The following is a 26,414-nucleotide window of genomic DNA, read 5'->3' on the forward strand; positions in this document are numbered from 1 at the left end:
ACCGTCGCCGGCCGCCGCTCGTTGGGCCCCACTGTAGCCGCGTCGGTCCGGAGGACAGCGGCACACGACCGGCCCGCATCCGACCGGCGCGCCATCTCAGCGCCTGCGCGTCAGCAGGTACACGCCTCCACCGACTGCGAGGATCGCGAACAGGACCGCGAGGAACGTCTGATCGAGCAGCAGGAGCACCGCGAACACCGCGATACCCGGGGACACCGCGACCAGGCTCATCACCGGGTGCTGACGGACGACCTCCGACACTGCTCTGCTCTTGTCCCGATCGATCGCCATACCGGCCTCCCGTGTTCGACTGCCCCGGCGGATGGATGACACCCGAGGTCGTGCGTCCAGGGTAGTCCCGGCGCGGCGACCGCGAGGTGGGTCGCGACCCCCCGATTCGGCCGGAGAGTGGACGACGCCCCGGCACGGCTCGTGGCCAGTGCCGGGGCGCCGGTCTGGGGCGGCGCCGGAGTCAGGCCGCCGCGGCGGAGGAGTCGCTCGAATCCCCACCGGCGGAGCCGGAATCGGAGCCCGCGCCGGCATCGGAGCCGGCGGACGACGCAGCATCCGTGTCCGCGCCGCCGCTGTCCGGATCGTTGCTGTACGGATCGTCGCTGTCCGGACCGTCGCCGTCTGAACCGTCGCTGTCTGCACCCGCGCCGGAGTCCGTGCTCTGGTCGCCGTCTGCGTCGCCGCCCGAGTCGACGTCTCCGCCCGCTGCCTCCTCGGAGTCGGGGGTCTCGGCCGGCAGGCGATGCTTCCCGAGGTAGCTGTCCTCTTCGGCGCGGTGCTTGCCGACGTAGCTCTCCGCGGTGTCGGCACCGATGTCACCGGAGTCCGCGGACGCGCCGGTTGCAGGCAGTTCGTCGGCGGACGCATCGGTTGCGGCAACAGCTCTGCCGGACAGTCGGTTCGGCATCCCGGTGTCGATCGGTCGGGTCGCGGGCAGCCCGAACGGCAGCTCGTACCCGGGGATCCGCAGGACCGGGATGATCTCCCCGGTGTCGAGTTGCCCGAGCTCGACGACGGGCAGGCCCAGCCGGTTCGGTCGGAGCTCACCGTTGACCTCGACCAGCGGTCGGAAGGTGACCTTCGAACCCAGCCAGTCGACGGTGATCGGACCGGTGAACCCGTAGTCACTCGTCAGCCGGAGGAAGTTGCCGCTGAACAGGTCGTGATCCCCGCCGATACTCAGGCGGGCGAAGTCCTTGGACAGCGACATCCAGTCGCTGTCGAAGTCGAGACCGGAGCCGCCCAGGATGCCGGCGAGCAGACCCTCGAGGACCTCGGCGCCGAGTCCGCCGAGGACCCCGCCCGGGTCGGCGATCAGTGCTGTCGGGTCGGTGACCGCGAACTGCAGCTCGCCATTGGGTTGCTGCCAGCGGAAGTCGAAGGTGCCCAGGACATTCGCGCAAGCTCCCACGCCGTCGGCATAGGCGCCGGTGAGCCCGCCGTAACAGCCGACGCCCGTGACGCCGGGGACGGTTCCGATCTTCTCGCCGAGCACCGTGACATCGAGCGGGCCGGTGTTCCACGCGTGGGCCATCCCGATCAGCGCGAACGACCTGGCCGTCCGCCCGTCACTCGCACCCGCGGTCGCGATGCTCAGCGGCAGATACGACGTCGCACTCGCGTCGCCGTCGCGGTACGCCAGAGCGAACTGGAAGCCGTTCCCGGCGACCGTCGCCGAACCCTCGGTCGCGGGGCCGTCGGTCATCGTCGGCGGCAGGTCGATGCCGAGCCAGCGGATGATGTCCCCCAGAACCGATCCGGACAAGCCGTCGAACACCTGCTTGACCGGGTCGTAGACGGCCACGGGCACGACCTCGATGCGGTCGGGCAGTACGACGGCGAGTCCGATGCCGCCGAACTCGGTGCTCGACCGGGAGCAGTCGGCCCCGTCCCGGACACCTCCGGACATGCAGCTCTGGATGCGCCACTGCTCGGCGATGTCCGCGAGCGCGCCGTTCCCGATCGTGGTGACCAGGCCCCCGAGCGGGTTGCCACTGTCGAAACCCTTCGACCACTCCCGCAGTTCTTCGATCTCGGAGGGAATGCCCGGCAGCAGCGCCGCATCGGCCACCGCCGGCTCCGCCACCTGTCCCGCTCCGATGGCCGCGACCGTGGCCAGGGCAGCGGCACCGGCGACCGCGCGTTGCGTGCGTCGCTGCTTGCGATCTGCGCGTCGCGCAACCTTGTCCGATCGCTGAATACCGTTGCGCCCCACCCTGGTCATGCGTCCGACTCCCTCTGCCCGCCCCACCGAGATGAGTCAGTCAATCATCACGGGCGGCGGATTGGTAGCCGAACGAAAGGTATGGCACGAAAAGAACTCCGGGACAGGCGTCCAGGTCCGGGGTCACCTACCAGCGGTCGCGGTCGAGGCTGTCGCCATCGGCTCCGGCATCGGCCGCGCACCCGAACCCGACGACCCACCTGGCGGGTCCGGTCTCACCCGCGGCCAGCTCGACCTTGCCCAGCATCATCGGCTGCGGCAGCGCGGCCAGGAATTCGCCGAGGGCCGACGACGGCAAGGTCCAGATCTCACCGCGGATCGCCCGCCCCGCAGCCGGATCCCGGATCAGGCCGGGCTTGGGGGGTGTGGTGTCCAGGGCCACCAGCCGGTACGCCGCGGTGGTCGTGACCTCACCCGCCCATCGCGCCCCGCGGTCGCTCAGTTCGTGTGTCAGCGGCCCACCGCGCATGTGTGCGCCGAAGACCGCCAGCTCGATCGCGTCATCCGGCTCGACCCACGAAGCCGCCGCATCGGTTGTCCGAGGAAGCGACCGGCGATGTCGGCGAGGACAGCGTCATGGTGGCCGCGTCCGAGGAACGTGACACCGAATCGGGACTCGGTGCCGTCGGCCTCGGCGACGGTGCCGGCCGGGACCGCGATCGCGCACAGGTCGAACAGATTGCAGAAATTCGTGTACGTCCCCATCGCCGAGTTCACGCCGACCGGATCGGCCGCGACCTCGGCGATCGTGGGGTGCATCGGCGCGGTGGGGACCAGCAGTGCCGTCGCATCCCCCCACTGGCCCATCGCCTCGTCGCGCAGACCGGCCAGGCGGCGACGGGCACGCAACAGGTCGACGGCGGAGAAACGCCCGGCCGCGCCGATGATCCCGGCGACCGTGGGATCCACACCGTCGGCGACGGGGTCGGTCACCGAGGCGAGGTACTCCCCGACCGCGTCGGAACGTTCGGCGACGAGGGCATCGTCGTACAGGAGCCTGGCGGCCTCGAGGAACGGCGCCAGATCGATGGTCTTGACCATGAATCCGGATGCCTCGGCACGGAGTATCGCGTCGGCGAAAGCCGCACGCCACCGCTCGTCGAGACCGGGAAGCTCGGCGGGCACTGCCACGATGGGACGTTCCGGCGCCGCATACGGGGTCGACGCGGGGAACGGGCGGGGCCCGACCGCTGCCTTCATCGCCGCCATCGCCCGGTTCGCGAGCGCGGGGTCGTCGGCGAAGATGGTCACCACGTCGTAACTGGCACAGGCCGGGACGACGCCGTCGGTGGAGATCACGCCGACCGTCGGCTTGACGCCGACGAGGCCTTGCAGTGCCGCGGGCACCCGCCCTGATCCCGCAGTGTCGGTACCGATGGCGATGTCGGCGAACCCGAGCGCGACGGCGACCGCGGACCCCGAGCTGGAACCGCCCGAGATGCGATCCGGCCTGCGCGAATCACGCACCGCGCCATACGGACTGCGCGTGCCCACCAGGCCGGTGGCGAACTGGTCGAGGTTGGTCTTGCCGATGACCACCGCGCCGGCCGCACGCAGGGCCGCCACCGAAGCGGCGTCGGCATCCGGAGAATAGGCGTACCCGGGACATGCTGCGGTGGTGGGCATCCCGGCGACGTCGACGTTGTCCTTCACGGCCAGGAGGACCCCGGCCAGCGGACCATCCGCGTCGAGGGAGCGCCGATGATCGGCCTCGACGTCGGCTTGCGGTCGCAGCGTGAGGAAGACCTCGGGCCGATCGGCGATGCGCCGGTAGATGTCGTCGATCCTGCTCATGCCACCCGCTCCTCATCCGCCGCGGCGTCGGCGGCCCTGTCCGTACTCGGCGCGTCCTCGACGTGCGTTGTCTTGAGCGCGAATTCACCCTGTTGCGACCACCGGCGCCGCTCTTCCGCCCGGGCGGCCTCCATCGTCCGGCGCCGGCCGGCGATGTCGTCGGCGTTGTCGTCCAGGAAGGTCTGGTGTTCGGCCAGGGAGAACACCCCGTCGGTGATCTCGGTGCTGTCACCTCGTCCCCGGGCGACGTCGGCACGCATGTCCATGAGCTCCTCGGCGCTGACCGGGTACCACTGGATGCGGTCGAAAAAGCGGAGCAGCCACGGGTGCTCGGGATCGAAACCCGGAGCGGGCAGCGGGTGCCGGTGGTTCCAGACCTGCGTCGTGCGCCCGACGAACTGGTAACCCCCCGGACCCTCCATGCCGTAGATGCAGAGGTAGGCGCCGCCGATGCCGACGGCGTTCTCCGGCGTCCAGGTGCGGGCGGGGTTGTACTTCGTCGTGACCAGCCGGTGCCGGGGGTCGAGCGGAACAGCCACCGGCGCACCGAGATACACATCCCCAAGACCCAGGACGAGGTAACTCGCGTCGAACACCGTCCGATAGACGTCGTCGACGGAGTCGAGGCCGTTCATCCGGCGGATGAATTCGATGTTCCACGGGCACCAGGGGGCGTCGGATCGCACTCCGAGCATGTACCGCTCGATGGCCTCGCGCGTGGCCGGGTCGTCCCACGAGAGGGGCAGGCGCACCGTGCGACTGGGCACCACGAGGTCCTCGGCAGCAGGCAACTGGCTCTCGAGTTCGGTCAGCCACTGCTGCATCTTCGCCTGGGACCAGACGTCCGGGTCGGCCTTGACCTGCAGAGAGCGAATTCCCGGCGTGAGATCGATGAGCCCGCGGGGCTTCTCGGCCGCGATGCGTTCACTCAGTGCGTGCACCCGGGCGCGCAGGGCCAGGTCGAGATGCATCTCTCCGTATTCGACCAGGATGTTGTCATCACCGGACCGGCGGTAGGTGACCGCCGTGGAGCCGTCGGCGGTCGTCGTGCTGCCGAGGATTCCGTTGTCGGGGTCGCCGCCGGACGACAGCACGTCGACGAAGCTCGCCCGCCGCCCGAGCCCCGTCTGGGCAGGTGATGCGGCGCGGTCGCCGCGCACGGCGACGAACCGGATGGTGTCGCCGGGTTTGAGCTGCCCGAGCTTCCACCGCTGGGCCGTCGTGACGGTCACCGGGCACACGAAACCGCCCAGACTCGGACCGTCGGGACCGAGGAGAATCGGTGTGTCACCGGTGAAGTCGAGTGCGCCCACCGAATAGGCGGTGTCGTGGATGTTCGACGGGTGCAGGCCGGCCTCGCCGCCGTCCTCGCGCGCCCAGCGAGGCTGGGGCCCGATGAGTCGGATGCCGGTGCGGTCGGAGTTGAAGTGGACCTCGTAGTCGGCGGAGAACAGGTCCGCGATGTCCTCCTCGGTGAAGAACTCGGGCGCCCCGTGCGGCCCGACGGTCACACCCAGCTGCCAGGTGTTGGTGAATGCCGGTTGCTCGTCGCCCAGAATCCGTCGGGGCGCCGAGCTCGGATCCCCGAGCAGCGCGAGCCGGTCGCCGGCCGCGAGCGCCCGTCCGTCCAGACCACCGAAGCGGCCCATCGTGAAGGTCGATCGACTGCCCAGATGGTCTTCGGCGTCCAGGCCGCCGGCCACCGCGATGTAGGCGCGCATACCCAGCGAGCCGACGCTGCCGACGTCGAGGACGTCACCGGCCGCCAATCGGAGCGGAACCCATTGCGGCACAGTTGTTCCGTTGACGGTGACGGCCACCGGTGCGCCCGTCACCGCGACCACGACCGCGTCGTCGAACCGCAACGACGGTCCCATCAGGGTGATCTCGAGTCCGGCAGCGGTCTCCGGGTTCCCGACGGCCAGGTTGGCGAGCCGAAACGACAGGTCGTCCATGGGGCCGGACGGCGGGACGCCGACCTTCCAGTACCCGACGCGGCCGGGCCAGTCCTGGATGGTCGTGAGCGGACCGGACCGCAGAACGGTCACCGATCCCGCGGTGGAGGCAGACATGATGTGGGATTCCTCGTCAGGAGACAGTGCGTGGGCGTGGAGGACAACCTGGGTCAGGACGGACGTGTCACGATGACCCGGACTGCGGTGGGATCGAATCCGTTGCAGGGGTTGTTGATCTGCGGACAGTTGGAGATGAGCACGAGCGTGTCGGTCTCGGCGCGCAACGCCAGGCGCTTGCCCGGCGCGGACAGGCCGTCGACGATGCCGAGCGAACCGTCTGGATCGACCGGGACGTTCATGAAGAAGTTCACGTTCCCGACCAGGTCGGCCTTGCCGAGTCCGTGCCGACTGCCCTCGATGAGGAAGTTCTCGACGCACGCGTGCTGATGCTTGGTGTGGTGGCCGTAGCGCAGCGTGTTCGACTCCTGTGAGCACGCGCCACCGAGCGTGTCGTGGTTGCCGACCTCGTCGGCGACGATCGTCATCAACGGGGACCAGTCGTGGTCGCGGATGACGCTCCCCGTCGTGAGGAAGATGTTGCCCTGTGCCGCGATCGTCGACTGTGCCGAGTATCGCCGCGACACATCGTCGGCCGCGTAGAACAGGGTGTCGACGGCTTGGTTGCCGTACAGGTCGACGATGGTGAGCACATCGCCGGCGGCGACGACACCCGACCATGGTCCCCGGTCACCCACGAGGGCGTCGAGAACGACATCGCCCGGGACGAGCGCGAGGTCGGCGGCCGGGGTCGAGGCGGCATCGGTGGTGGTGTGTGCGGTTGTCACTGTGGTGTCCTCTCAGCGGTCCGGCTCAGAAATGAGCTGCGGCCCAGACGTCTTCGGAATTGGCGACGGCACGCTGATATTCGGGGTCGCGCGCGCCGGCATCGGCGACGAGGGTCTCGAGCTCGCGCGGTGCCCGCCACGCCAGCACCTCCAGCGACGTGGTGCCGAAGGTCGGAGACGGGTCGAGCGGATGGGCGGTGTTGGCGACCGCGACGATGCACGGCAGGTGCAGGACGAGGTCCACCGCGGTGCCCGGGCCCGCAGAGCCGGTCGAGCGCAGCGAACCGTCGGCGTCGACGGTCACCCCGTGGAAGAACGACAGCGACGGCGCGACGTCCGACGGGCTCAGTCCGTGCTTGGCGGCGGCGAGGGTGAACAGTTCGCGACCGGCCGGGCTGGCCGAATGCACCGCGCCGGCTCCATATCTCGAGGTGTTCGACGCCAGGGTCGTGGTGCCGCAGAGGGCGTCGTGGTGTCCCGAGCCGTCCGCGACGACGGTCGCCAGGACCCGGCCCTGATCGCTGAGCAGCGGATGCCCGGCACCCAGGTACGCCTGCCACGGCACCTTGACGGTGTCGGCCACGTTGAGCCGCTCCCAGGGGGCGTCGGCACGCCACAGCATCAGGTGTGCGCACGCCGCGCCGGCGACGTCGTGGAGCCGGACCCGCGTGCCCCGTGCGAGCACCTTGCTGGTGTACCGACCGCCGGGCACGGTCTCGGCCCAGGTGAGGTTCGCGGCATCGACGTCGGCGGGCGGGTTCGGCCATCGCGTCGCCGGGACCACCGGCATGCTGTCGGTGATCACCCCGGCCTGCGCCCGGGCGTGTGCGCGCGCCCCGGAGGTGGTCCCGGTGCCGGGAACGGTGCTCGTGGTCATGAGAGTTCCTTTGTCGTAGAGGGTGTTCGGGGGCGACCCGGCTCAGCGGGACAGGGTGGCACTCACCGGACGGGGGTGCTCCTTGCCGCGCGGATAGCAGGCGACGCCCACCAGGACGGTGACGACGATGCAGATCGGCCCAGCCCAGCGCAGCACGGGCATCTCGCCCGAGGGATCGAAGACCTCGGCCCGCGGCCACGCCAGATTGATCACCATGAGCGCGCCGTAGAGGACGGCGAGAGCGTTGACGACGATCCCGAACCGGCCCAGGCTGAACAGTTTCCGGCCGCCGGCGTCGACTCCGCCCGCATGCGGCCAGCCCTGGAACCTGCGGTAGAGCATCGGACCGGTGACGGCGAGGTACGCGAGGTAGATCAGGATGATGCACACGCTGGCGAGGGTCGCGAAGATCGCCGAGTTGCCGATGTTGACCAGCAGGATGCCGATGCACAGCAGACCGATGAGGATCGACGGGATGATCGGGGTGCCCGTCCGACTGTTGACGTGGGACAGCTGCGCGGAGAACGGGAGCCGGCCGTCACGTGCCATCGAGAACATCAGTCGCGAACACGCGGTCGTGATGGCGAGGGTGCAGATGAAGATGGCCACCGCGACGTCGGCCAGCAGGACCTTGCCCCAGAAGCTGCCGAGCACCGAGTCGAGGACGTAGGGCAGGCCGCCGGTCGCGAGCTGTTCGTCGAGAGTGGGTGCGGCCATGAGGGTGCCGAGGAGCATCAGCCCGCCGCCGATGGCCGACACCGTGAGAGCCATGCGGATGGTGCGCGGGGCGACGCGTCGGGGATCGCGGGTCTCCTCGGCCAGCTCACCGGCCGAGCCGAAACCGACCATGACGTAGGCGGCCATCAGACCGGACACGATGAACGCCCAGATGTAGCCGGGCTGCTGACCGGGAACGCCGGTCTCGAAGACCACGTCGGGACCGCGCTGGGCGTGGGTGAACAGGGCCAGGATGACCGCGACGACGCCGACGAGCTCGCAGACCACACCGATGCTGTTGACCCGGCTCATCCAGGTGACGCCGACACAGTTGATCGCGGTGACGATGACGACCAGGATCGAGCCGAGCAGAACCGCGTTGGCGGCGCCGCTGGTTGTGGTGAGGGTCGGGTCGTCGCCGATGATCTGAAAGCCCAGCCAGATCGACGGCAGGACCACCTGCAGGGCGATCGCGGCCGCGGCGGCCGTGACGATCTGGGCGATCATCATGAACCAGCCGCCGAACCAGCCGACCACCTCGCCGCCCATGCGCCGCGACCACTGGTAGATCGCGCCCGAGATCGGGTACCGCGCAGCGATTTCGGCGAAACAGAGGGCGACGAGGAACTGACCTGCGTACACGATCGGCCAGGTCCAGAAGAACGCCGGCCCGCCGAAGCCGAACCCCAGTCCGAAGAGCTGGAAGATGGTGGTCAGAATGGACACGAAGGAGAAGCCCGCGGCGAACGATGCGAACTTGCCGAGTGAGCGGTGGAGCTGCTGGTCGTAACCGAGCTCGGAGAGATCCGAGGCATCGCGGTCCGGGGTTCCGGACCCGATGCCCGGCGGCGGTGTCGTCGTCACGGGAGCCACTTCGGGGGTGGAGGTCATGGCGCGGTCTTCCTTTCCGAAAGCTCCACGTTGAGCGCTGTTTCCTGTCACCTGATAGGTAAGCCCCCGCTCATTTCTATCGCTTGACAGGTTTGTTCCGGTCACGCAAACTCCGGTTACGGCCCTGTTACGCGCCTGGCTTTTCGTTCTCGGTCGCCTCGTCGGGACGCCGTAACGCTCGAGGCGTCGGCTACTGTCGGGAAATCGATTGACCCACAGGAGGACACATGGCGACCGGCTCGAGCACGGCGTCGGCCCCCGCCGGCCGCGGCCGCCCACGCCTGGTTCCCGCCCGTCGCCGCGGGGAGACAGCACGCGAGGAGATCCTCGACGCGGCCGCGGAATTGTTCACCCGGCACGGTTACACGGGCACGTCGACGCGCATGATCGCCGAGGCCGTCGGCATCCGGCAGGCCTCGATGTACCACTACTTCGGGACGAAGGACGACATCCTCGCGACCCTGCTGGAGACCACCGTCGTCGCGTCGCTCGACCATGCCCGACGCCTGCTCGATGACGAGGGCCCCGCACTGCCGAGGCTGCTCGAGCTCGCCCGGTTCGACGTCGACCAGCTCGCCCGATCGCGATGGAATCTCGGCGCCCTGTACCTGCTACCCGAGGTCGGCGATCAGCGATTCGTCGAATTCCGCACGGCCAGGCAAGAATTGGCAGGCGCGTACGCCTCTCTCGCCGCGGCCGCCCTCGACGACGCGGCCGACAAGCGCACACTGCTGCCCTTCCGGCTCGTCGAATCGGTGATCATGATGCGCGCCGACGAGCAGCGCGGCGAGCTCGGCGAACACGGTGCCGTCGGACTCACGGACACCGTCGTCGGCGCGATCGAGATGCTGATCGAGCACCGGCCGCGCCGGAGCTGAGGTGCGGCCGGGGCTTCACCCCTCGCCCACCGGACGGCTCCGGGCCAGTCGGGCAGCCGCGGTGGCCGTGCCACCGCCGACCGGACAGCTCCCCACGGCGCGCGCCAGGCCCCATGGAGGCATGCCACTCGCGATCGTCTCGTGTTCACCGATCACATAGGTCTCGTGCCAGATCCCCACCGAGTCGGTGTCGGCCCAACTGCGAGTGAACCGGCGCCAGGCAGGTAGGTGGGGTGCGTCGGCATCGGCGGCGAACCTCCGGAGGTCCTCGGCGCTACGCCAATACGAGACCACCATCAACGAGCGGCCGAGGTACAGGTGGGCGTCGAGCATGCCGGCATCCGGATCGCGGCGGAGATGACGCAGCATCCTCGGCATCGCCACCAGCACCGACAGCCAGGCCCGGACACGCAGGGGCCTGGTCACCCGCATCCCGATCAGGAACAGAGTCGTACCGTCAGCCGGCGTGACGCTGGTCGTTCGAGCAGCGACGGTTCGTGACATGGGACCCTCCGAGTAGTTTTGTAACGTCGTTACAAAACAATGTTATGGAACCATGGTCGACATGGCAAGACCTCGCGTCCACACAGACGGCCTCCGCGATGCGCTCCTCGGCGAGGCGATCGAGATCGTCGCCCGACAGGGAATCGGCGAGCTGTCGGTCCGCGAAGTGGCCCGCGCCGCAGGGACCTCCACCACCGCGGTCTACACCCTCTTCGGCAACAAAGCAGGCCTTGCGCGAGCGGTCCTGGTGCATGCGTTCGACTCGTTCGCAGACGCGCAGAGGACCGTCGCGGCGCCGTCGAACGACGCCGCCGGGCTCGCCGAGTTGGGCGTCGCATATGTCGGCTGGGCGCTGGAGAACCCGCGGCTCTATGCGCTGATGTTCGGCGATGCTCTCGTCGGCATCACGCGCACACCCGAGACACACGACGCCGCCACGCGGGCGATCACCCCGCTGCGCGAGGGGGTGCGGACCGCGATCGAGTCCGGCACCTTCCGGGCCGCCGACGTGGACACCGTCGTCGCATCGTTGTGGGCGCAGGTCCACGGGATGGCCACCCTGTTGCTGACAGGGAACTACCCCGCCGACGCCGACCCGGTCGCGGCGGCCGAAGCGATCATCGAGGGGTGGCGGTCCGTCCGCGCCTGACCGACACGGGACCAAGCGCCCGTTAGGGTATCCGTATGGCAGGGCGCAGCATGGATTTCGACCCCATCGCCGAGGCACGGGAGAACTGGACCCAGGCCGGGTGGGGCGAGGTCGCCGACGGCATGGTCGCGGTGACGTCGGTGATGCGCGCCCACCAGATCCTGCTGGCCCGCGTCGAGGCCGCGCTGCGCCCCTTCGACCTGAGCTTCTCGCGCTTCGAACTCCTTCGGCTGCTGGCCTTCTCACGACAGGGGTCGCTGCCCATCACCAAGGCGAGCGACCGTCTCCAGGTGCACGTCACCAGCGTCACGCACGCCATCCGTCGCCTCGAGGAAGGCGGCCTGGTCCGCCGGGTCCCCCACCCCACCGATGGGCGCACCACCCTCGTCGAGATCACCGACCTCGGCCGCGACACCGTCGCCCGCGCCACCGAGACCCTCAACGACGAGGTCTTCTCCGACGTCGGCATGTCCGACGCCGAGATGACCGGGCTCGTCGGCGCCATCCAGTCACTACGCAAGCACAACGGCGATTTCTGATCGGTATGACTTTGTAGTCGGTTTCCGGACCTGATGTCATACAGGTCTCTCGCGCCGTCGCCGATGGGAACCGCGTTCCCGTCGTCAGCGTCGAAGCATCATGGACATCACCGAATTGACAGTTCGCCGCGACGGCATCTTCTCAGCCCGAGAAGCTCGTGAGTGCGGCGTGGACTCGTCGACGATCCGCCGCAGAGTGGCAGCCGGGGAGTGGACCGCGGTGGCCCGCGGTGTGTATCTGGTCACCGGGCATGCCCGAGCGGCGTGTGCCCAGGCCCGGATCGCGGTGCTGTCGGTGCATGCCGATGCGGTTCTGGGTGGCGCAGCGGCCGCCTGGTGGCTCGGACTCCACGACACCGAGCCCCGAAAGCACGTCGTCTTCACGGGAACCCGGGGCAAGGCACGACGATCGTCGGCAACAGCGGTGGTTCGGTACCGGCACCTGCACGACGAGGACATCGCGGTGCACCGAGGACTTCGGACCACCGCGCCTGCCATCACCGTCTCGACGCATCGTTGGAGTTGGGGATCAGCGTCATCGACTCCGCCCTGTTGACGAAGCGGGTGACCGTCGACGCGCTCCTGGTTGCCCGCGCCCGCTATCCCCGACGCCATGGCGCTCCGCGTGTTGCCTCGTATCTGCGGCTACTCGGGGACGGGGCTCGTTCGGAAGCCGAGCGGATGACGGTCCGACTGTTCACCGCGGGCGGGCTCACCGGATGGGTGGCGAACATGCCTGTCCACGGCTACGTCATCGACTTCGCGTTTCCAGACGTGAAGGTGGCCGTCGAGATCGACGGCTTCGCGTTCCACCGGGACACGCAGACCTTCCAGCGGGACCGGGTGAAGAGAAATCTCCTGACCGCGAAAGGGTGGACGGTCCTCAACTTCACCTGGGCAGACCTCGTCGAGCGCCCGGCAGGGGTCGCTGCGAACGTCCGAGCTGCGCTCGAGCGAGCAGCCGCTTGAACCCTATGACGTTGCGTCCGGAATACGGACACAACGTCATACGGATCTGAGGGGAGCGTCGAACCTAGTGCAGCGAGGTGATGATCGCGCTGAAGTCCAGGTCGGCGTGCTGTTCGGCGAAGTTGCGGTAGAGCTGTGCCGCGTGGGTGCCGAGCGGGGCCCGGGACCCGGTGCTGGCGACGGCATCCATCGCCAGGCCGAGGTCCTTGTTCATCAGCGCTGTCGCGAATCCCGGCTTGAAGTCGTTGTTCGCCGGCGATGTCGGGACCGGACCCGGGACCGGGCAGTTGGTCTGCACGGCCCAGCAGTTGCCGGTGGCGCCGGTGATCACGTCGTAGAGCGCCTGATCGTCGAGACCCAGCTTCTGGGCGAGGACGAAGGCCTCGCCCACCGCGATCTGCTGGACCGCGAGGACCATGTTGTTGCAGACCTTCGCGGCCTGCCCGGCGCCCGCGGCACCGCAGTGGATGATCTTGCCCGCCATGGGGTCCAGGGTTCCGCGTGCGGCCGAGAACGCCTCATCCTCGCCGCCGACCATGAACGCCAGCGTGCCCGCGACCGCGCCCTTGACGCCGCCCGACACGGGCGCGTCGAGCTGTGCGAAGCCGTGCTCGACAGCGCGCCGGTGGATCTCCCGCGCGTCGTCGACGGAGATCGTCGACGAGTCGATGAAGAGCGCGCCGGTGGGTGTCGCCGGCAGGATGTCGTCGTACAGCTTCTTCACGATGGCACCGCTCGGCAGCATCGTGATCACGACCTCCGCGGCGGCGACCGCCTCGATCGCGGCGGGGAACGTCTCGATGCCGTTGTCCTGGGCGGTCTTCACGGCCTCGGGCACCGGGTCGAAGCCGTGCACGGTGTGGCCGGCCTTGACCAGGTTGGCGGCCATCGGGCCGCCCATGTTGCCGAGGCCGAGGAAGGCGATCGTCGTCATTGTCTCTGCTTCCTACGAAAGTGGTTGTGGAGAGCGGGTTCAGCTGTCCCGGTAACGGGTCGCGATCGAGCGGCCGAGCACGACGCGCATGATCTCGTTGGTCCCTTCCAGGATGCGGTGCACACGGAGGTCGCGGACGATTTTCTCGATTCCGTACTCGGTGAGATACCCGTACCCGCCGTGCAGCTGCAGCGCCTGGTCGGCGACCTCGTAACACGTGTCGGTGACGAACCGCTTGGCCATCGCACACTGCTCGACCTTGTCGGGCGCATCGTCGTCGAGCGCGGTCGCCGCCTGCCACAGCATCAACCGCGACGCCTGCAACGACGTGGCCATGTCGGCGAGGGTGAACCGGATGGTGGGTTCGTCGATGAGCGCGTTCCCGAAGGCGCGGCGACTCGCCACATAGGCGGCCGCCTTGTCGAAGGCCGCCTGCGCACCGCCGAGCGACGACGCCGCGATGTTGATGCGACCGCCGTTCAGCCCGTTCATCGCGATGCCGAAGCCGATGCCCTCGGTGCCGCCGAGGAGATTGGCCGCGGGCACGCGCACCTCGTCGAGGATGACCTGGGCGGTGGGCTGGGCGTGCCAGCCCATCTTGTGCTCCTGTGCACCGAAACTCAGTCCCGCCGAATCCTTTTCCACGAGGAACGTGGAGATCCCCTTGGGTCCGGCCTCGCCGGTGCGGGCCATGATGACGTAGAGGTCCGACGATCCGGCACCGGAGATGAACTGCTTCACCCCGGTGAGCAAGTACTCGTCACCGGACCGCTCGGCACGCGTCGCGAGCGCGGCCGCATCGGAGCCGGCACCCGGCTCGGTCAGGCAGTAACTCGCGACCGTCTCCATGGTCGCCAGTCGCGGCACCCATGTGGACCGCTGCTCGTCGGTGCCGTACTTGTCGACCATCCACGTGCACATGTTGTGGATGGACAGGAACGACGCTACGGCCGGATCGGCGTAGGCCAGCTGCTCGAAGATCCGCACACCGTCGAGACGGCGGAGGCCGCTGCCGCCGGCATCCTCGGAACAGTAGATGGCGCCCATCCCCAGCTCCGACGCCTCGCGCAGCTCCTCGACCGGGAAGTGGTTGGACGCGTCCCATTCCAGCGCGAACGGCGCCAGCTTCTTGGCCGCGAAACCCGCCGCGGTCTCGACGATGACGCGGTCGTCACCATCGAGCCGGGCGATCGCGGCCTCGGCGAAGGTCGTCAACGCCGATCAGTCCATCGTCGGGATGACGAACTCGGCGCCGTCCTTGATGCCGGACGGCCAGCGCGTGGTGACCGTCTTGGTCTTGGTGTAGAACTGGATCGACGCCGGTCCGTGCTGGTTGAGATCGCCGAAGCCCGAGCGCTTCCAGCCGCCGAAGGTGTAGTACGCCACCGGAACCGGGATGGGCACGTTCACGCCGACCATGCCGACGTCGACGCGAGCGGTGAAGTCGCGGGCGGCGTCGCCGTCCTGGGTGAAGATCGCGACACCGTTGCCGTACTGGTGATCCGACGCCAGCGCGAGGGCCTCTTCGTAGTCGCCGGCGCGCACGATCGACAGGACCGGACCGAAGATCTCCTCGGTGTAGATGGTCATGTCCTTGGTGACGTGGTCGAACAGGGTCGGGCCGATGAAGAAGCCCTTCGAGATGTCCTCGTCGCCGAAGCTCTGCTCGTTGTTGGCGCGGTCGCGACCGTCGATGACGATCTCGGCGCCCTCTTCGGCACCCTTCTCGATGAATCCGCGCACGCGCTCGAGGGCAGCGGCGGTGACCAGTGGCCCGTAGTCGGCCTTGGGGTCGAGGCTGTGGCCGACACGCAGCGCGTTCACCCGGTCGATCAGCTTGGCGCGCAGGCGGTCTGCGGTCTGCTCGCCGACCGGAACCGCGACGCTGATCGCCATGCAACGCTCGCCGGCGCTGCCGTAACCGGCGCCGATCAGTGCGTCGACGACCTGGTCGAGGTTGGCGTCGGGCATGATGATCGCGTGGTTCTTGGCGCCACCGAAGCACTGCGAGCGCTTCCCGTGGGCCGCGGCGGTCGAGTAGATGTACTGCGCGATGTCGGAGCTGCCGACGAAGCCGAGGGCTTTCACATCGGGGTGGGTCAGCAGCGCGTCGACGGCTTCCTTGTCGCCGTGGACGACCTGGAACACACCGTCGGGAAGTCCTGCCTCGGTGAACAATTCGGCCAGGCGGACCGGCACGGACGGATCGCGCTCACTCGGCTTGAGGATGAAGGCGTTGCCACACGCCAGGGCGGGGCCGGCCTTCCACAGCGGAATCATCGCCGGGAAGTTGAAGGGCGTGATGCCCGCGACCACACCGAGCGGCTGCCGGATGGAGTGCACGTCGATACCGCCGCCGGCACCTTCGGTGAACTCACCCTTGATCAGGTGCGGGATACCGATCGCGAACTCGATGACCTCGACACCGCGCTGGATGTCGCCGAGTGCGTCGGCGTGGGTCTTGCCGTGCTCGAGCGACAGCGTCGTCGCCAGTTCGTCGGCGTTCTTGTTCACCAGGTCGACGAACCGCATCATCACGCGGGCGCGGCGCTGGGGGTTCCAGGCGGCCCATTCCTTCTGCGCGGCCGAGGCGGTCGCGATCGCGGCCGAGACCTCGTCGGTGGATGCGAGCGGGACCTGGGCCGCCACGGCGCCGGTGCTCGGATTGAAGACGTCGGCGAAGCGGCCGCCCTCGGCGGGAACGCGCTTGCCGTTCAGGTAGTGCGGAATCGAGGGAACAGCGGGTGCGGACACGGAGATCACCTTTGGCTTCGTCGGGTTATGGCCTCTGTCACCACATAGTAGGACATCCAAGTATTTCTTCCAACCCCCCGCCACCAGCGATTTCGTCACGAAGGGCGGGTTAGGCTACCCTCGCTTAGCGAAAACGCCGACGTCGAGAGGAGTTCACATGTCGGTCGTCATCCTCTACGGAACCGAAACCGGAAACGGTGAGCTCGTCGCCGATGCCATCGCCGATGCGCTGGCCGCCGACCACGACCCGTCGATCTATGACATGAGCGAGTTCGCGGTCGAGGACCTCGACCCCGCGGACTTCCTGGTCATCGTCTGCTCGACGTATGGCGAGGGCGAACTCCCGACCGGTGCCGAACCGTTCGCCGACGAGCTCGAGAGCGTCGACCCGGATCTGACCGGAGTCCGGTTCGCCGTCTTCGGACTCGGCGACTCGATCTACGACACGTTCAACCGCGGCGGCGAGATCATGGCCGAGATGCTGACCAAACGCGGTGCGGTCCAGGTCGGCGAGCACGCCCGCCACGACAACTCGTCGCCGATCAAGCCTGCCAAGCAGGCCGCCGAGTGGGCGGAGAACCTGGCCGCGGAGATCACGCCCTCCTAGCGGTCCCACCCCCGGGTGTGCCGCCGGGTTCCCGACAACGGCGTCGTCACGCCGCCGGGCGGGATCCGGCCTCTTCGGCCGCGGCCTCCTCGGCGGCGACGGCCTGCTCGTAACCACGGACCGCCGACAGTTTCGCGAGCTCGCACACCGCGCGGACCATGATCGCCAGCACGATCCCGAGGAACAGAGCCGTCGGCACCGACACCTTCAGGTTCTCGCCGAGGAGCAGGACGCCGAGCACCATCGCGACGGCCGGCTCGGCCACCGTCATCGACGGGAACGACGTCTGCAGGTCGCCTGCGCCGAAGCCCATCTGCTGAGCGAGGATCGCGCAGACCACGACCAGCACGAACAGGTAGATCTCCGGCTGGGCGAACGTGCGCCACAGGTGATGGGTGATCTGGTAGATCACCGTCTTGACCAGCAACGCCGACACCCCGAACAGGATGCCCGCGACCAGTCCGTAGAAGAGCGCCTTGTAGTGCGGGCTCGACCGGTGCGCGAAGATCACCAGCGCCACCACGATCGCGACCACCGACCCGACGGTCGACCACATCAACAGTGCGTCGGGGCGGCGCATCGACGGCTCGGGACGCGCGACGATCAGGAATGTCACGACGCAGGCGACGAGAACCCCGCCCCAGGCCCACTCGACGCGCGCCGGGTGACGGTGATCGGCCCATGCCTCCAGCGGCAGCGCGAACAGGACCGCGAGGACGACGAGCGGTTGCACCAGCAGGATGGACCCGAGGCCCAGGGCCGATGCCTGCAATCCGAACCCGCACAAAGCGATGGCCGCACCCGCCCACCAGCCGGGGGTGATGGCGCCGTTGACCCGGGAGGCGCGCTGACGCAGCACGGTGCCGGCGGCGATCATCAACGCGGCCAGCACCGCGAGGAGCGCGGGTACCCAGGTGTGCACGATCCCCAGGGTAACGGCGCCGAAGTTGCGTCGCGGCTCGGGCGAGGGTCGTCGAAGGCCGGATCCGCGGTGTCGGAACCACCACTGCCTGCTCCGACGACGTAGATTCGGATTCATGCGTTATCGGTCAGATCTGGAACGACTGGCCACCCTCGACGCCGCCGCGATCGAGGAGGCCTGCACCGACTGCACCACCGTCGACGAGCTCGTCGCGTGTGCCGTCGACGAATACCTGGAGTTCGATGTCGCGGCCGAGGAGGCCGAGGCCCGCGGAGACGACGAACACGCGGCGTTCCTCCACCAGGAGGCGGCCGCGTGGCGTGCGACGGTGCGGGTGCTGCGGCAGATGGCCGCCGACTCGCGCCGCACTGATGCGCGTGACAGGTCGTCGCAGCACGGGGCGGCATGAGCGACACCCGCACGCTGATCCTGATGCGGCACGGCAAGTCCGGATATCCGCCCGCCACCGCCGACCATGATCGCCCGCTCGCCGAGCGCGGAGACCGGCAGGCGGCCCTCGCCGGACGTTGGATGGCCGACGAAGGCCTCAGCGTCGACGCGGTGCTCTGCTCGACGTCGACGCGGACACGTCAGACCCTCCGGCGAACCGGGATCGACGCACCGGTCACGTTCGTCGACGACATCTACGGCGGCGATCCCGACGACGTCCTCGAGTCCATCCGGACGCATGCACCGCCACATGCGCACACCGTCCTCGTGGTGGGACATGAGCCGGGTATGCCGGCCACAGCCCTCACACTCGACCCTTCCGGGCACATCGACCGCTTCCCCACCTCCGCATACGCGGTCGTGACGGTGACGCACCCGTGGGATCGCCTCGGTCTCGAACCCGACCCGGACGCCCACCTGATCGGAGTCCGTGTCCCGCGCGAAGAGTGACCCGCCGAGCGTAGGGGTGGCCGTGACGCCGTCCGCCCGACACACTTGGGTCATGCGTGAGATCCAGCGAGACATCATCGACGCCCTGAGGGTGAAGCCCACCATCGATCCGGCCGACGAGGTGGAGCGCCGGGTGGCGTTCCTCGTCGACTACCTCCGCGCCAGCGGTGCCAAGGGTTATGTCCTCGGCCTCTCGGGCGGCGTGGACTCCACCCTCGCCGGACGGTTGGCTCAGCTGGCGGCCGAGAAGGTCCGCGCCGACGGCGGGGACGCGGTGTTCGTCGGGGTGCGCCTGCCCTACCGGGTACAGCACGACGAGGACGACGCCGCCGCGGCGGTGGACTTCGTGGCGGCCGACGAGGTCCTGACGATCAACGTGGCGCCGGGCGTGGACGCGCTGAACGACGAGATCGCCCAGGCCACCGGCGCCGCACTCACCGATTTCACCAAGGGCAACGCCAAGGCCCGCCACCGCATGGTCGCGCAGTACGCCGTGGCCGGGGATCGCGGGCTGCTGGTGATCGGCGCCGACCACGCGTCGGAGAACGTCACCGGCTTCTTCACCAAGTTCGGCGACGGCGCCGCCGACATCCTGCCGCTGTCGGGTCTGAACAAGCGGCAGGGCCGCTCGCTGCTCCGCCACCTCGGCGCACCCGCGCAGCTCGCCGAGAAGGTCCCGACCGCCGATCTGCTCGACGAGAAGGCGGGCCAGACCGACGAGGACGAACTGGGCCTGCGATACGACGACATCGACGATTACCTCGAGGGCCGCGACGTCCCCGTCGAGGCGGCCGAGAAGATCGAGGCCACGTGGGTCCGCAACCGGCACAAGCGGACGACCCCGGTGGAGGTCTCCGACACCTGGTGGCGTTCGGCCCAGACGCATTCGGCCCAGACACATTAGGCCTAGACACACCTGACGGCCGGCCACCCATGGCCCCGCGCTTCTCCGATCGCGTCGCTAGGGTCTTGGGGGTGTCTGTCTACGCAAACGGATTCGTCCGCGTCGCCGGAGCAGTTCCGGTCCTGACCCTCGCCGAGCCGGCCGTGAACGCCGCGCGCACCATCGATCTGATGACGCGGGCCGCCGAGGACGGCGCCTGCCTGGTCGTCTTCCCCGAACTCGGGCTGTGCGGGTACAGCGTCGACGACCTCTTCCATCAGGACGCCCTGCTCGACGCATGTCTTTCGGCGCTCGGCGACATCGTCGCGGCCAGCTCCGGTCTGGCCCCCGTCATCAGCGTCGGTCTCCCGTTGCTCGTCGGCGACGGCCTCTACAACTGCGCCGCGGTGATCCACGACGGTGCCGTGCTCGGCGTCGTCCCGAAGTCGTATCTGCCCAACTACCGCGAGTTCTACGAGCAACGCTTCTTCGCCGCCGCGCGTGACGCTGTCCCCGACACCGTCACCATCGGCGGAACGGCGGTCCCGTTCGGGGCCGACCTGATCTTCGAGGCCGACGACGTGCCGGGCTTCTCCCTCTTCGTCGAGATCTGCGAGGACGGCTGGGTGGCGATCCCGCCCAGCACGTGGGCGGCGCTGGCCGGGGCAACCGTGCTGGCCAATCTGTCGGGCAGCCCGGTCACCATCGGTAAGGAGGGCTACCGGCGCAACCTCTGCACCGGACACTCCGCCCGGACCATCTCCGCGCACGTGTACGTGGCCGCGGGCTACGGCGAGTCGACGACAGATCTCGCCTGGGACGGCGACGCCCTCATCACCGAGAACGGCTCACTGCTCGCCCGCAGCGAACAGTTCGCGACGACCGACCAGATCATCTCCGCCGACATCGACCTCGATCGGCTCCGCCAGGAACGGATGCGCATGATCAGTCTGCGCGACCAGGTGGGTGATCACGCGGACCGCCTGAAGTCGTTGCGCCGCATCGCGTTCTCGTTCGGACCGCTGTCCGACGACGACGTCGTGCGGCGGGTGATCCCCCGCTTCCCCTACGTCCCCGCCGATTCCGCCGACCGAGACGAACGATGCGCCGAGGTCCGTTCCATCCAGGTCCAGGGACTGGCACAGCGATTGCGGTCGACGGGCATCGAGAAGATCGTCATCGGGGTCTCCGGTGGTCTCGATTCGACCCTCGCCCTGCTTGTCGCGGTCGACACCTTCGATCGCCTCGGTCTCCCGCGCGAGAACATCCTGGGTTACACGATGCCCGGGTTCGCCACCGGCGGCCCGTCGCTGCGCCGGTCGCACGCGCTGATGACCTCCCTGGGGGTGAGCGGCGCGGAGATCGACATCCGGCCGTCGTGCGAACAGATGCTCGCCGACCTCGACCATCCGTATTCGCGGGGCGAGAAGGTCTACGACGTGACCTTCGAGAACGTGCAGGCGGGCGAACGCACCTCCCATCTGTTCCGGCTCGCCAACAACAACGGGGCCATCGTCCTGGGTACCGGCGATCTGTCGGAACTGGCACTCGGATGGTGCACGTACGGCGTCGGCGACCAGATGTCGCACTACAACGTGAACGGCTCGGTCCCCAAAACCCTGATCCAGCACCTCATCCGGTGGATGATCCGCAGCGGCCACCACTCCGCGGACACCACCGAGGTCCTGACCGAGATCCTCGACGACGTCATCTCACCCGAACTCGTGCCCGCCGGGGACGACGGCAAGATCCAGAGCACCGAGGACGCCGTCGGCCCGTACGAACTGCACGACTTCTTCCTCTACTACGTCACCCGTTTCGGCTACCGGCCGAGCAAGGTCGCCTACCTGGCACGTCAGGCCTGGGGCGATCGGTCGCGCGGCCCGTGGTCGGACCTGTTGTCCGAGGACAAGCGCAACGAATACGACGCCGAGACCATCGACCACTGGCTCGGCGTGTTCCTGAAGCGCTTCATGGGCAACCAGTTCAAACGGACCGCGATGCCGAACGGGCCGAAGATCGGCTCCGGCGGCTCGCTGTCACCGCGCGGTGACTGGCGGGCGCCGTCGGATGCATCGGCCCGCCTGTGGCTGGATCAGCTCGCCGGGGGTGGATCCGCAGGCTAGGCCGCAGAGACGTGGTTCCGTCACGTCCCAGGAGACATCAGTCGCAGGCGGCGAGCAGGTGCTTGAGCTCGTCGTCGAAGGCGTCGGCGATGGCCGACGGGTCCGGGGTCTGGTCGGTGCAACCCACGATCCCGATGTTGAGGTTGCCGTCCGCGGAGAAGACCGTGATGTTCAGTCCGAGTCCGTGCATGATCGGGCCGAGCGGGTACACGCCGGTCACACGTGCGCCGAGGAAGTACAGCGGGAAGTCCGGTCCCGCGACGTTGGACACCAGGACGTTGAAGATCGGCGGGTGCGCCGCCGCCCAGTTGCGGTCGCCGTAGATCTTCATCGCGGTGGACAGCGTTGTGCCGGGGGCGAACTGGGCCCAGGACCGCAGGATGTTCGCGTCGATCTCAGCGTGATGCTCCTTCGAGGTACGACTCAGTTCGGCCTGCTTGCGCAGGCGGGCAACAGGATCGGATTCGTCGGAGGAGAGCAGCGTGAACATGCCGGTGACCTTGTTCGTGCCGCTCACGACGAGATTCTTCTCGTCGGCTCCGTGCACGGACACCGGCACCATCCCGACGAGCGGCCGGTCGGGCAGCTCATCGTGGCCTAGGAGATAGGTGCGCAGGGCACCGCCGACCATTGCGAGAACGACGTCGTTGAGTTTGACGTCGAAGTGGTTCTTCACGCGCTTCACGTCGTCGAGCGACAGCTGCGTCACGGCGATGCTCCGGTGCGGCGTGATCGGAGTGTTGAAGCGCGTACGCGGGGCACGGAAGGGTGCCGGCATCGCCGAATCCTGTTGCGCGCGACGGAGCCACCCGATGGGCACGCCGACGGTCCGGGGCAGGAGTTTGGCCATGGCCAGCGGCCGCTGCACGAAGAAGTTGACCGCGCCGCCGGCCGCCATCGCGGCACGCGACGACGGGCCAGCCGACTCGCCGACCTTCTCGGTGTCGAGCTCGGGGGGTTCCGGTGTGAGCGTGCACATCTGGGCCAGCATGTCGGCACCGGTGACACCGTCGGTCCCGGCGTGGTGCATCCGAAGCATCGCGCAGACCCGGCCGTTGTCGAGTCCTTCGATGATCCACAGCTCCCACAGCGGCTTCCCCCGGTCGAGGGTCTGACCGGCCAGATGACCACACAGTTCGGCGACCTCGGCGGCGCCGCCGGGCGCAGGCACCCCGACACGATGCACGTGGCGCTCGATGTCGAAGTCCTCGTCCTCGATCCACACCGGGTGGTCGATGTTGAGCAGCGAATTGTCGAGTTTGCGCCGAAAAGTCGGGATGGCGGCTACGCGTCGTTCCATCTCGGCGCGGAGTTTGTCGAACCGATATCCGTCCGGCATGGTGCTCGGATCGATCTCGAAGAGACCGATGACGTGCATCAGTTGCGCACGCGTCTCGAGGTAGAGAAACGATGCGTCCAGTCCGCTCAAGCGCTGCATGGGTCCAGCCTCTCCTCGAGTGGGCGCCACCCCGGAGGCACCCCAGGCCATCATGCCGCACCCGGTGTCCCTCGCGGAGCAGGTTGCGCCGACCGCCGCAACGGCCGCAGCCGCGAACGGGCCCGGGTCCGAAAGTCGCGGGCGGTCAGAGCGGCAACGAGTCGACCATCTCGAGAATGTCCTGCGACTCCGTCTCGAGGACGACGATCATCGCCAGTTCGCGCGCGGGGTCGTCGGTGATCTTGAAGACGCCACGGCCGTTCTCGTCGATCAACCCGGTGCCGTGCCGCCACTTCACCGGCCGCGACGTGGACGACAACCGCGAATACTCCGCGTTCAGAGCGTCCTTGGAGGCGAACCAGAACACCCCGAACGGACGGTCGACCGCACCGGCGGCGCAGCGGACCACGAACACGGTGCGGACCTCGCCCACGCCGTTCTCCGACGGTCCCACCTCGTCGCGCCCGCCGGAGTAGCGGCGGATGCACTCGGCGTTCATCCACGTCGCGGCGGTGTCCGGCGATTGCGGGAGCATCTCGGGGAACTGCGCCACCAGCGGCGCGAACTCCCCCCAGCTCTCGCCGGTGCGTATCCGCTGTCCGGGTCCCGGCTCCGAGTACACCCCGTCGCGCACCGCGATCACCCGGTACTCGTGTTCTCCGGGAGGAACCCTCGCGTCGATCGCCTCGGTGCCGGCGCCGTCGTACACCACATAGCCGTCGCCGCGGACCAGCTGATACGACGAGGCTCCGGGAACCGGCTGCCAGGTGGCGACGACGTGGCCCGGTCGCGCGGTCAGCGTCAGTCCGCCCGGCGTTTCGGGCGCGTCCGGCGCGGTCACCGAACGGACGAGGAGGAAACTACCGGCCGCGATCACCGCCGCGGACACCACGACGAGCGCGATGACCCAAGGGGCGGAACGGAATCCGCGTGGCGGGGACGGCGGGGACGGCGGGGGCGGCGGAGACGCTGGGCTCTGGTGGCTCATCAGATCGGCAACCTCGCCAGCACGTCCGCAGCCGCGGAAGCCGGCCGCCCGGGTACGACGACCCACACCACGGTCCGGGCGTGATCGCCGGAGCCGAACGTGAGGATCGCCTGGCCCTGTTCTCTCTGCTTGTCCGACAGGTAGAGCGTGCCCGCGTGCCCCTGGGCCGTCGTGTACGGGACTCCTCGCAGGTCGTAGGCGGTCACCTTGGCCGCCGTCACGGCCTCCTCGGGGGTGTCGTAGCTGTCGATGATCACCTGGTATTCCACATTCGGCCCGTCGGATTCCGGACCGTCGCCCGTCGCGTCGTCGTCCTTCGGTGAGTCCCGGGTACACGAGACCGTCCGCTTGGACGACGAGAACGCGAGGTCGCCGTCCTCACCCCAGCACCGCATCGCGTCGAAACCGTTGGTGCTCAACGGGGTGGCCGGGATGACGTCGTGATAGAGGTCCGCGATCGGCTGCAGCTCGCCCCAGGTCATGAAGACGTCGACCGCTTCGGAGTTGCGGGAGAAGTCCGACGTCCGCCCGTCGCGATGGGCCGCGACCTGGTAGGTGTACGTCCCGGGAACCGGTCGGGGCGCGGAGAACTCGGTCGCCGGGCCCGCGTAGATCACCTTCTCGTTCTGCGTCAGAACGTAGTCGGTCGCGCCCCGGACCCCGTTCCACGTCAGCTCCACTGCGGTCGTGGAGACCTCGACGTCCGGCGCGTCCGGAGGCTCGAGGGCGACCGCCGACAGACGGACGAAACCGGCCACGGCGCCGAGGATTCCGGCCAGGAGCACGGCGACGACGCCGATCGCCACGAGACGCCCGGTCCGCCGGGCACCCGGACCCGACGGCCGGTGGACGTCCCCGGACGCCCACGGTTGCAGCCCCTCCGGCGGCCCTGCCCGCGGGGCCGACGGTGGGGCGAACGGCGCGCCGTGTCCGGGTCCGTGTCTGAGCGGAGTGGTGACCGCGGGTGGTGGGGTCACCGGCGGAGCGGGGTTCTGCAGGACCGGGTGCGTCGGGGCCGGAGCGCCCTGCGCCGACGTCGCACGCGGATCGGGATCGGACCGCACCGCCGGGCCGATCAGCGTGGAACGCGAGTCGAAGACGTCGGCGAGCGCGGCGGCGAACTCCCCCGCCGTGGCGAATCTGCGTGCCGGATCCTTCGCGATGGCCCGGGTCAGCACGTCGTCGATCGCCGCCGGCAGTGCGCGGGTGCGGGCGCTCGCCGACGGCGGCTCCGACCGCATGTGCGCGTTCATCAGCCCGTGGAGCGATGGTGAGTCGAACGGCGGTGTGCCGGTGAGCAATTCATAGGCGGTGGCACCGAGCGAGTAGATGTCGCTGCGCCCGTCGACCCGCAACCCCTCGATCTGCTCCGGCGAGGCATACCGCATGGTGCCGATCGTGATCCCGGTGCCGGTCAGATGGGTCACCTCGTCGAGGACCTGCGCGATGCCGAAGTCGGTGAGCTTGATCGCTTCCGGGATTCCCTCGCCGGAGTCGCCTCCCGGCGTGATGAGGATGTTGGCCGGTTTGATGTCGCGGTGCATCACGCCGCCGCGGTGTGCGGCGTCGAGTCCGGCGGCCGCCCCGGAGATGATGGTGCACGCCAGCCCGGGGTCGAGCGGGGCCTCGCGCGCGAGCAGGCGGGCAGCGTCGGTGCCGGGCACGTACTCCATCGCGATCCACAGGAGTCCCTCGAAGACGCCTCGGTCGTAGACGGCGACGATGTTGGGATGGTGCAGCGGCGCGACGATGTCGGCCTCGCGCTCGAAACGGGCGCGGAAGACCGGGTCGGTGGCATGGACCGAGCGCAGGACCTTCAGCGCGTCGGCCCGCGGGAGCCGTGGGTGCGCGGCCTTGTAGACCTCCCCCATGCCCCCGCGTCCGAGCACGTCGAGGACGCGGTATCCCGCGATCAGGTCCCCTACCTGGTACATGACGTCCTCACCGGTCCGTGTGCGGTGGCTTGTAAGGCACGAATGCTACCGAGTGTGGCCAAACCCGGTCGACG

General features: G+C 68.8%; 22 protein-coding genes and 2 pseudogenes. 9 read left to right on the top strand and 15 right to left on the bottom strand.

The annotated features are described in order from the left end of the window. Positions 1-96 precede the first annotated feature (96 nt). From ACSUZC_RS18265 to ACSUZC_RS18295, 7 genes and pseudogenes are all read right to left on the bottom strand, one after another. Positions 97-291, bottom strand: coding sequence for a hypothetical protein (locus ACSUZC_RS18265; protein ID WP_439029879.1), 195 nt, complete (start codon positions 289-291; stop codon positions 97-99). Positions 292-472: 181 nt separating this feature from the next. Beyond that, positions 473-2,236 (bottom strand): hypothetical protein, encoded by a 1,764-nt coding sequence (locus ACSUZC_RS18270; protein ID WP_439029880.1) that lies wholly within the window; start codon positions 2,234-2,236, stop codon positions 473-475. A 127-nt stretch (positions 2,237-2,363) separates the two neighbouring features. Further along, positions 2,364-4,030, bottom strand: a pseudogene (atzF, locus tag ACSUZC_RS18275) (allophanate hydrolase). Next, positions 4,027-6,102, bottom strand: coding sequence for a 5-oxoprolinase/urea amidolyase family protein (locus ACSUZC_RS18280; RefSeq protein WP_439029881.1), 2,076 nt, complete (start codon positions 6,100-6,102; stop codon positions 4,027-4,029). The pseudogene atzF and the gene ACSUZC_RS18280 overlap by 4 nt, the downstream one beginning before the upstream one ends. 53 nt (positions 6,103-6,155) lie before the next feature. After that, entirely contained in the window at positions 6,156-6,830 is a 675-nt protein-coding gene (locus tag ACSUZC_RS18285) for an urea amidolyase associated protein UAAP2 (protein ID WP_439029882.1), read from the bottom strand. Positions 6,831-6,855: 25 nt separating this feature from the next. Then, the gene (locus ACSUZC_RS18290) at positions 6,856-7,707 is read right to left on the bottom strand and encodes an urea amidolyase associated protein UAAP1 (RefSeq protein WP_439029883.1); all 852 of its coding nucleotides are present in this window, start codon (positions 7,705-7,707) and stop codon (positions 6,856-6,858) included. Positions 7,708-7,749: 42 nt separating this feature from the next. Further along, a complete protein-coding gene (locus ACSUZC_RS18295) occupies positions 7,750-9,315 on the bottom strand; it encodes an amino acid permease (protein WP_439029884.1) in 1,566 nt (521 codons plus the stop codon). Positions 9,316-9,542: 227 nt separating this feature from the next. On the opposite strand from ACSUZC_RS18295, the gene ACSUZC_RS18300 reads away from it, so the two are divergent. Continuing rightward, positions 9,543-10,193 carry a TetR/AcrR family transcriptional regulator gene (locus tag ACSUZC_RS18300; RefSeq protein ID WP_439029885.1) on the top strand — a complete coding sequence of 217 codons (651 nt, stop codon included), beginning with the start codon at positions 9,543-9,545 and terminating at the stop codon, positions 10,191-10,193. 15 nt (positions 10,194-10,208) lie between these two features. On the opposite strand, the gene ACSUZC_RS18305 is transcribed toward ACSUZC_RS18300, so the two are convergent. Beyond that, a complete protein-coding gene (locus ACSUZC_RS18305; RefSeq protein ID WP_439029886.1) occupies positions 10,209-10,697 on the bottom strand; it encodes a DUF4188 domain-containing protein in 489 nt (162 codons plus the stop codon). Between the two features lie 61 nt (positions 10,698-10,758). Between ACSUZC_RS18305 and ACSUZC_RS18310 the strand changes: the two genes are divergently transcribed. The 3 genes and pseudogenes from ACSUZC_RS18310 (at position 10,759) to ACSUZC_RS18320 (ending at position 12,854) form a co-directional block, all read left to right on the top strand. Next, positions 10,759-11,346, top strand: coding sequence for a TetR/AcrR family transcriptional regulator (locus ACSUZC_RS18310; protein ID WP_439029887.1), 588 nt, complete (start codon positions 10,759-10,761; stop codon positions 11,344-11,346). A gap of 35 nt (positions 11,347-11,381) precedes the next feature. Further along, a complete protein-coding gene (locus ACSUZC_RS18315) occupies positions 11,382-11,885 on the top strand; it encodes a MarR family transcriptional regulator (RefSeq protein WP_439029888.1) in 504 nt (167 codons plus the stop codon). Between the two features lie 100 nt (positions 11,886-11,985). Next, a pseudogene (locus ACSUZC_RS18320) lies at positions 11,986-12,854 on the top strand (type IV toxin-antitoxin system AbiEi family antitoxin domain-containing protein). A gap of 64 nt (positions 12,855-12,918) precedes the next feature. Here the strand turns inward: ACSUZC_RS18320 and mmsB are convergent. Genes mmsB through ACSUZC_RS18335 form a run of 3 tightly spaced genes read right to left on the bottom strand, consistent with a single transcriptional unit; the run spans position 12,919 to position 16,542 of the window. After that, positions 12,919-13,788, bottom strand: coding sequence for a 3-hydroxyisobutyrate dehydrogenase (mmsB, locus tag ACSUZC_RS18325; protein ID WP_439029889.1), 870 nt, complete (start codon positions 13,786-13,788; stop codon positions 12,919-12,921). Positions 13,789-13,827: 39 nt separating this feature from the next. Continuing rightward, positions 13,828-15,003 (bottom strand): acyl-CoA dehydrogenase family protein, encoded by a 1,176-nt coding sequence (locus tag ACSUZC_RS18330; protein ID WP_439029890.1) that lies wholly within the window; start codon positions 15,001-15,003, stop codon positions 13,828-13,830. A 6-nt stretch (positions 15,004-15,009) separates the two neighbouring features. Beyond that, on the bottom strand, positions 15,010-16,542 hold the full coding sequence (locus ACSUZC_RS18335) for a CoA-acylating methylmalonate-semialdehyde dehydrogenase (RefSeq protein WP_439029891.1): 1,533 nt from the start codon (positions 16,540-16,542) through the stop codon (positions 15,010-15,012). A gap of 157 nt (positions 16,543-16,699) precedes the next feature. On the opposite strand from ACSUZC_RS18335, the gene ACSUZC_RS18340 reads away from it, so the two are divergent. Further along, entirely contained in the window at positions 16,700-17,149 is a 450-nt protein-coding gene (locus ACSUZC_RS18340; RefSeq protein WP_439029892.1) for a flavodoxin domain-containing protein, read from the top strand. Positions 17,150-17,195: 46 nt separating this feature from the next. Here ACSUZC_RS18340 and ACSUZC_RS18345 read toward each other — a convergent pair whose 3' ends face one another. Beyond that, on the bottom strand, positions 17,196-18,071 hold the full coding sequence (locus ACSUZC_RS18345) for a DMT family transporter (protein ID WP_439029893.1): 876 nt from the start codon (positions 18,069-18,071) through the stop codon (positions 17,196-17,198). Positions 18,072-18,186: 115 nt separating this feature from the next. Here ACSUZC_RS18345 and ACSUZC_RS18350 point away from each other — a divergent pair, with 115 nt between their 5' ends. The 4 genes from ACSUZC_RS18350 (at position 18,187) to ACSUZC_RS18365 (ending at position 21,980) form a co-directional block, all read left to right on the top strand. After that, a complete protein-coding gene (locus ACSUZC_RS18350; protein WP_439029894.1) occupies positions 18,187-18,480 on the top strand; it encodes a hypothetical protein in 294 nt (97 codons plus the stop codon). Further along, a complete protein-coding gene (locus ACSUZC_RS18355) occupies positions 18,477-18,971 on the top strand; it encodes a SixA phosphatase family protein (RefSeq protein ID WP_439029895.1) in 495 nt (164 codons plus the stop codon). The genes ACSUZC_RS18350 and ACSUZC_RS18355 overlap by 4 nt, the downstream gene beginning before the upstream one ends. Before the next feature lie 52 nt (positions 18,972-19,023). Next, a complete protein-coding gene (nadE, locus tag ACSUZC_RS18360) occupies positions 19,024-19,875 on the top strand; it encodes an ammonia-dependent NAD(+) synthetase (RefSeq protein WP_439029896.1) in 852 nt (283 codons plus the stop codon). 71 nt (positions 19,876-19,946) lie between these two features. After that, positions 19,947-21,980, top strand: coding sequence for an NAD(+) synthase (locus ACSUZC_RS18365; protein ID WP_439029897.1), 2,034 nt, complete (start codon positions 19,947-19,949; stop codon positions 21,978-21,980). 37 nt (positions 21,981-22,017) lie between these two features. Here the strand turns inward: ACSUZC_RS18365 and ACSUZC_RS18370 are convergent, their stop codons facing one another. The 3 genes from ACSUZC_RS18370 to ACSUZC_RS18380 form a co-directional block, all read right to left on the bottom strand. Then, positions 22,018-23,418, bottom strand: a complete 1,401-nt coding sequence (locus ACSUZC_RS18370; protein WP_439029898.1) for a WS/DGAT/MGAT family O-acyltransferase — start codon at positions 23,416-23,418, stop codon at positions 22,018-22,020. A gap of 145 nt (positions 23,419-23,563) precedes the next feature. Continuing rightward, entirely contained in the window at positions 23,564-24,406 is an 843-nt protein-coding gene (locus ACSUZC_RS18375; protein ID WP_439029899.1) for a fibronectin type III domain-containing protein, read from the bottom strand. Beyond that, entirely contained in the window at positions 24,406-26,340 is a 1,935-nt protein-coding gene (locus ACSUZC_RS18380; RefSeq protein ID WP_439029900.1) for a protein kinase domain-containing protein, read from the bottom strand. The genes ACSUZC_RS18375 and ACSUZC_RS18380 overlap by 1 nt, the downstream gene beginning before the upstream one ends. Between the last annotated feature and the right edge of the window lie 74 nt (positions 26,341-26,414).

The organism is Gordonia terrae, assembly GCF_051789125.1.
Lineage (GTDB): Bacteria > Actinomycetota > Actinomycetes > Mycobacteriales > Mycobacteriaceae > Gordonia > Gordonia terrae_A.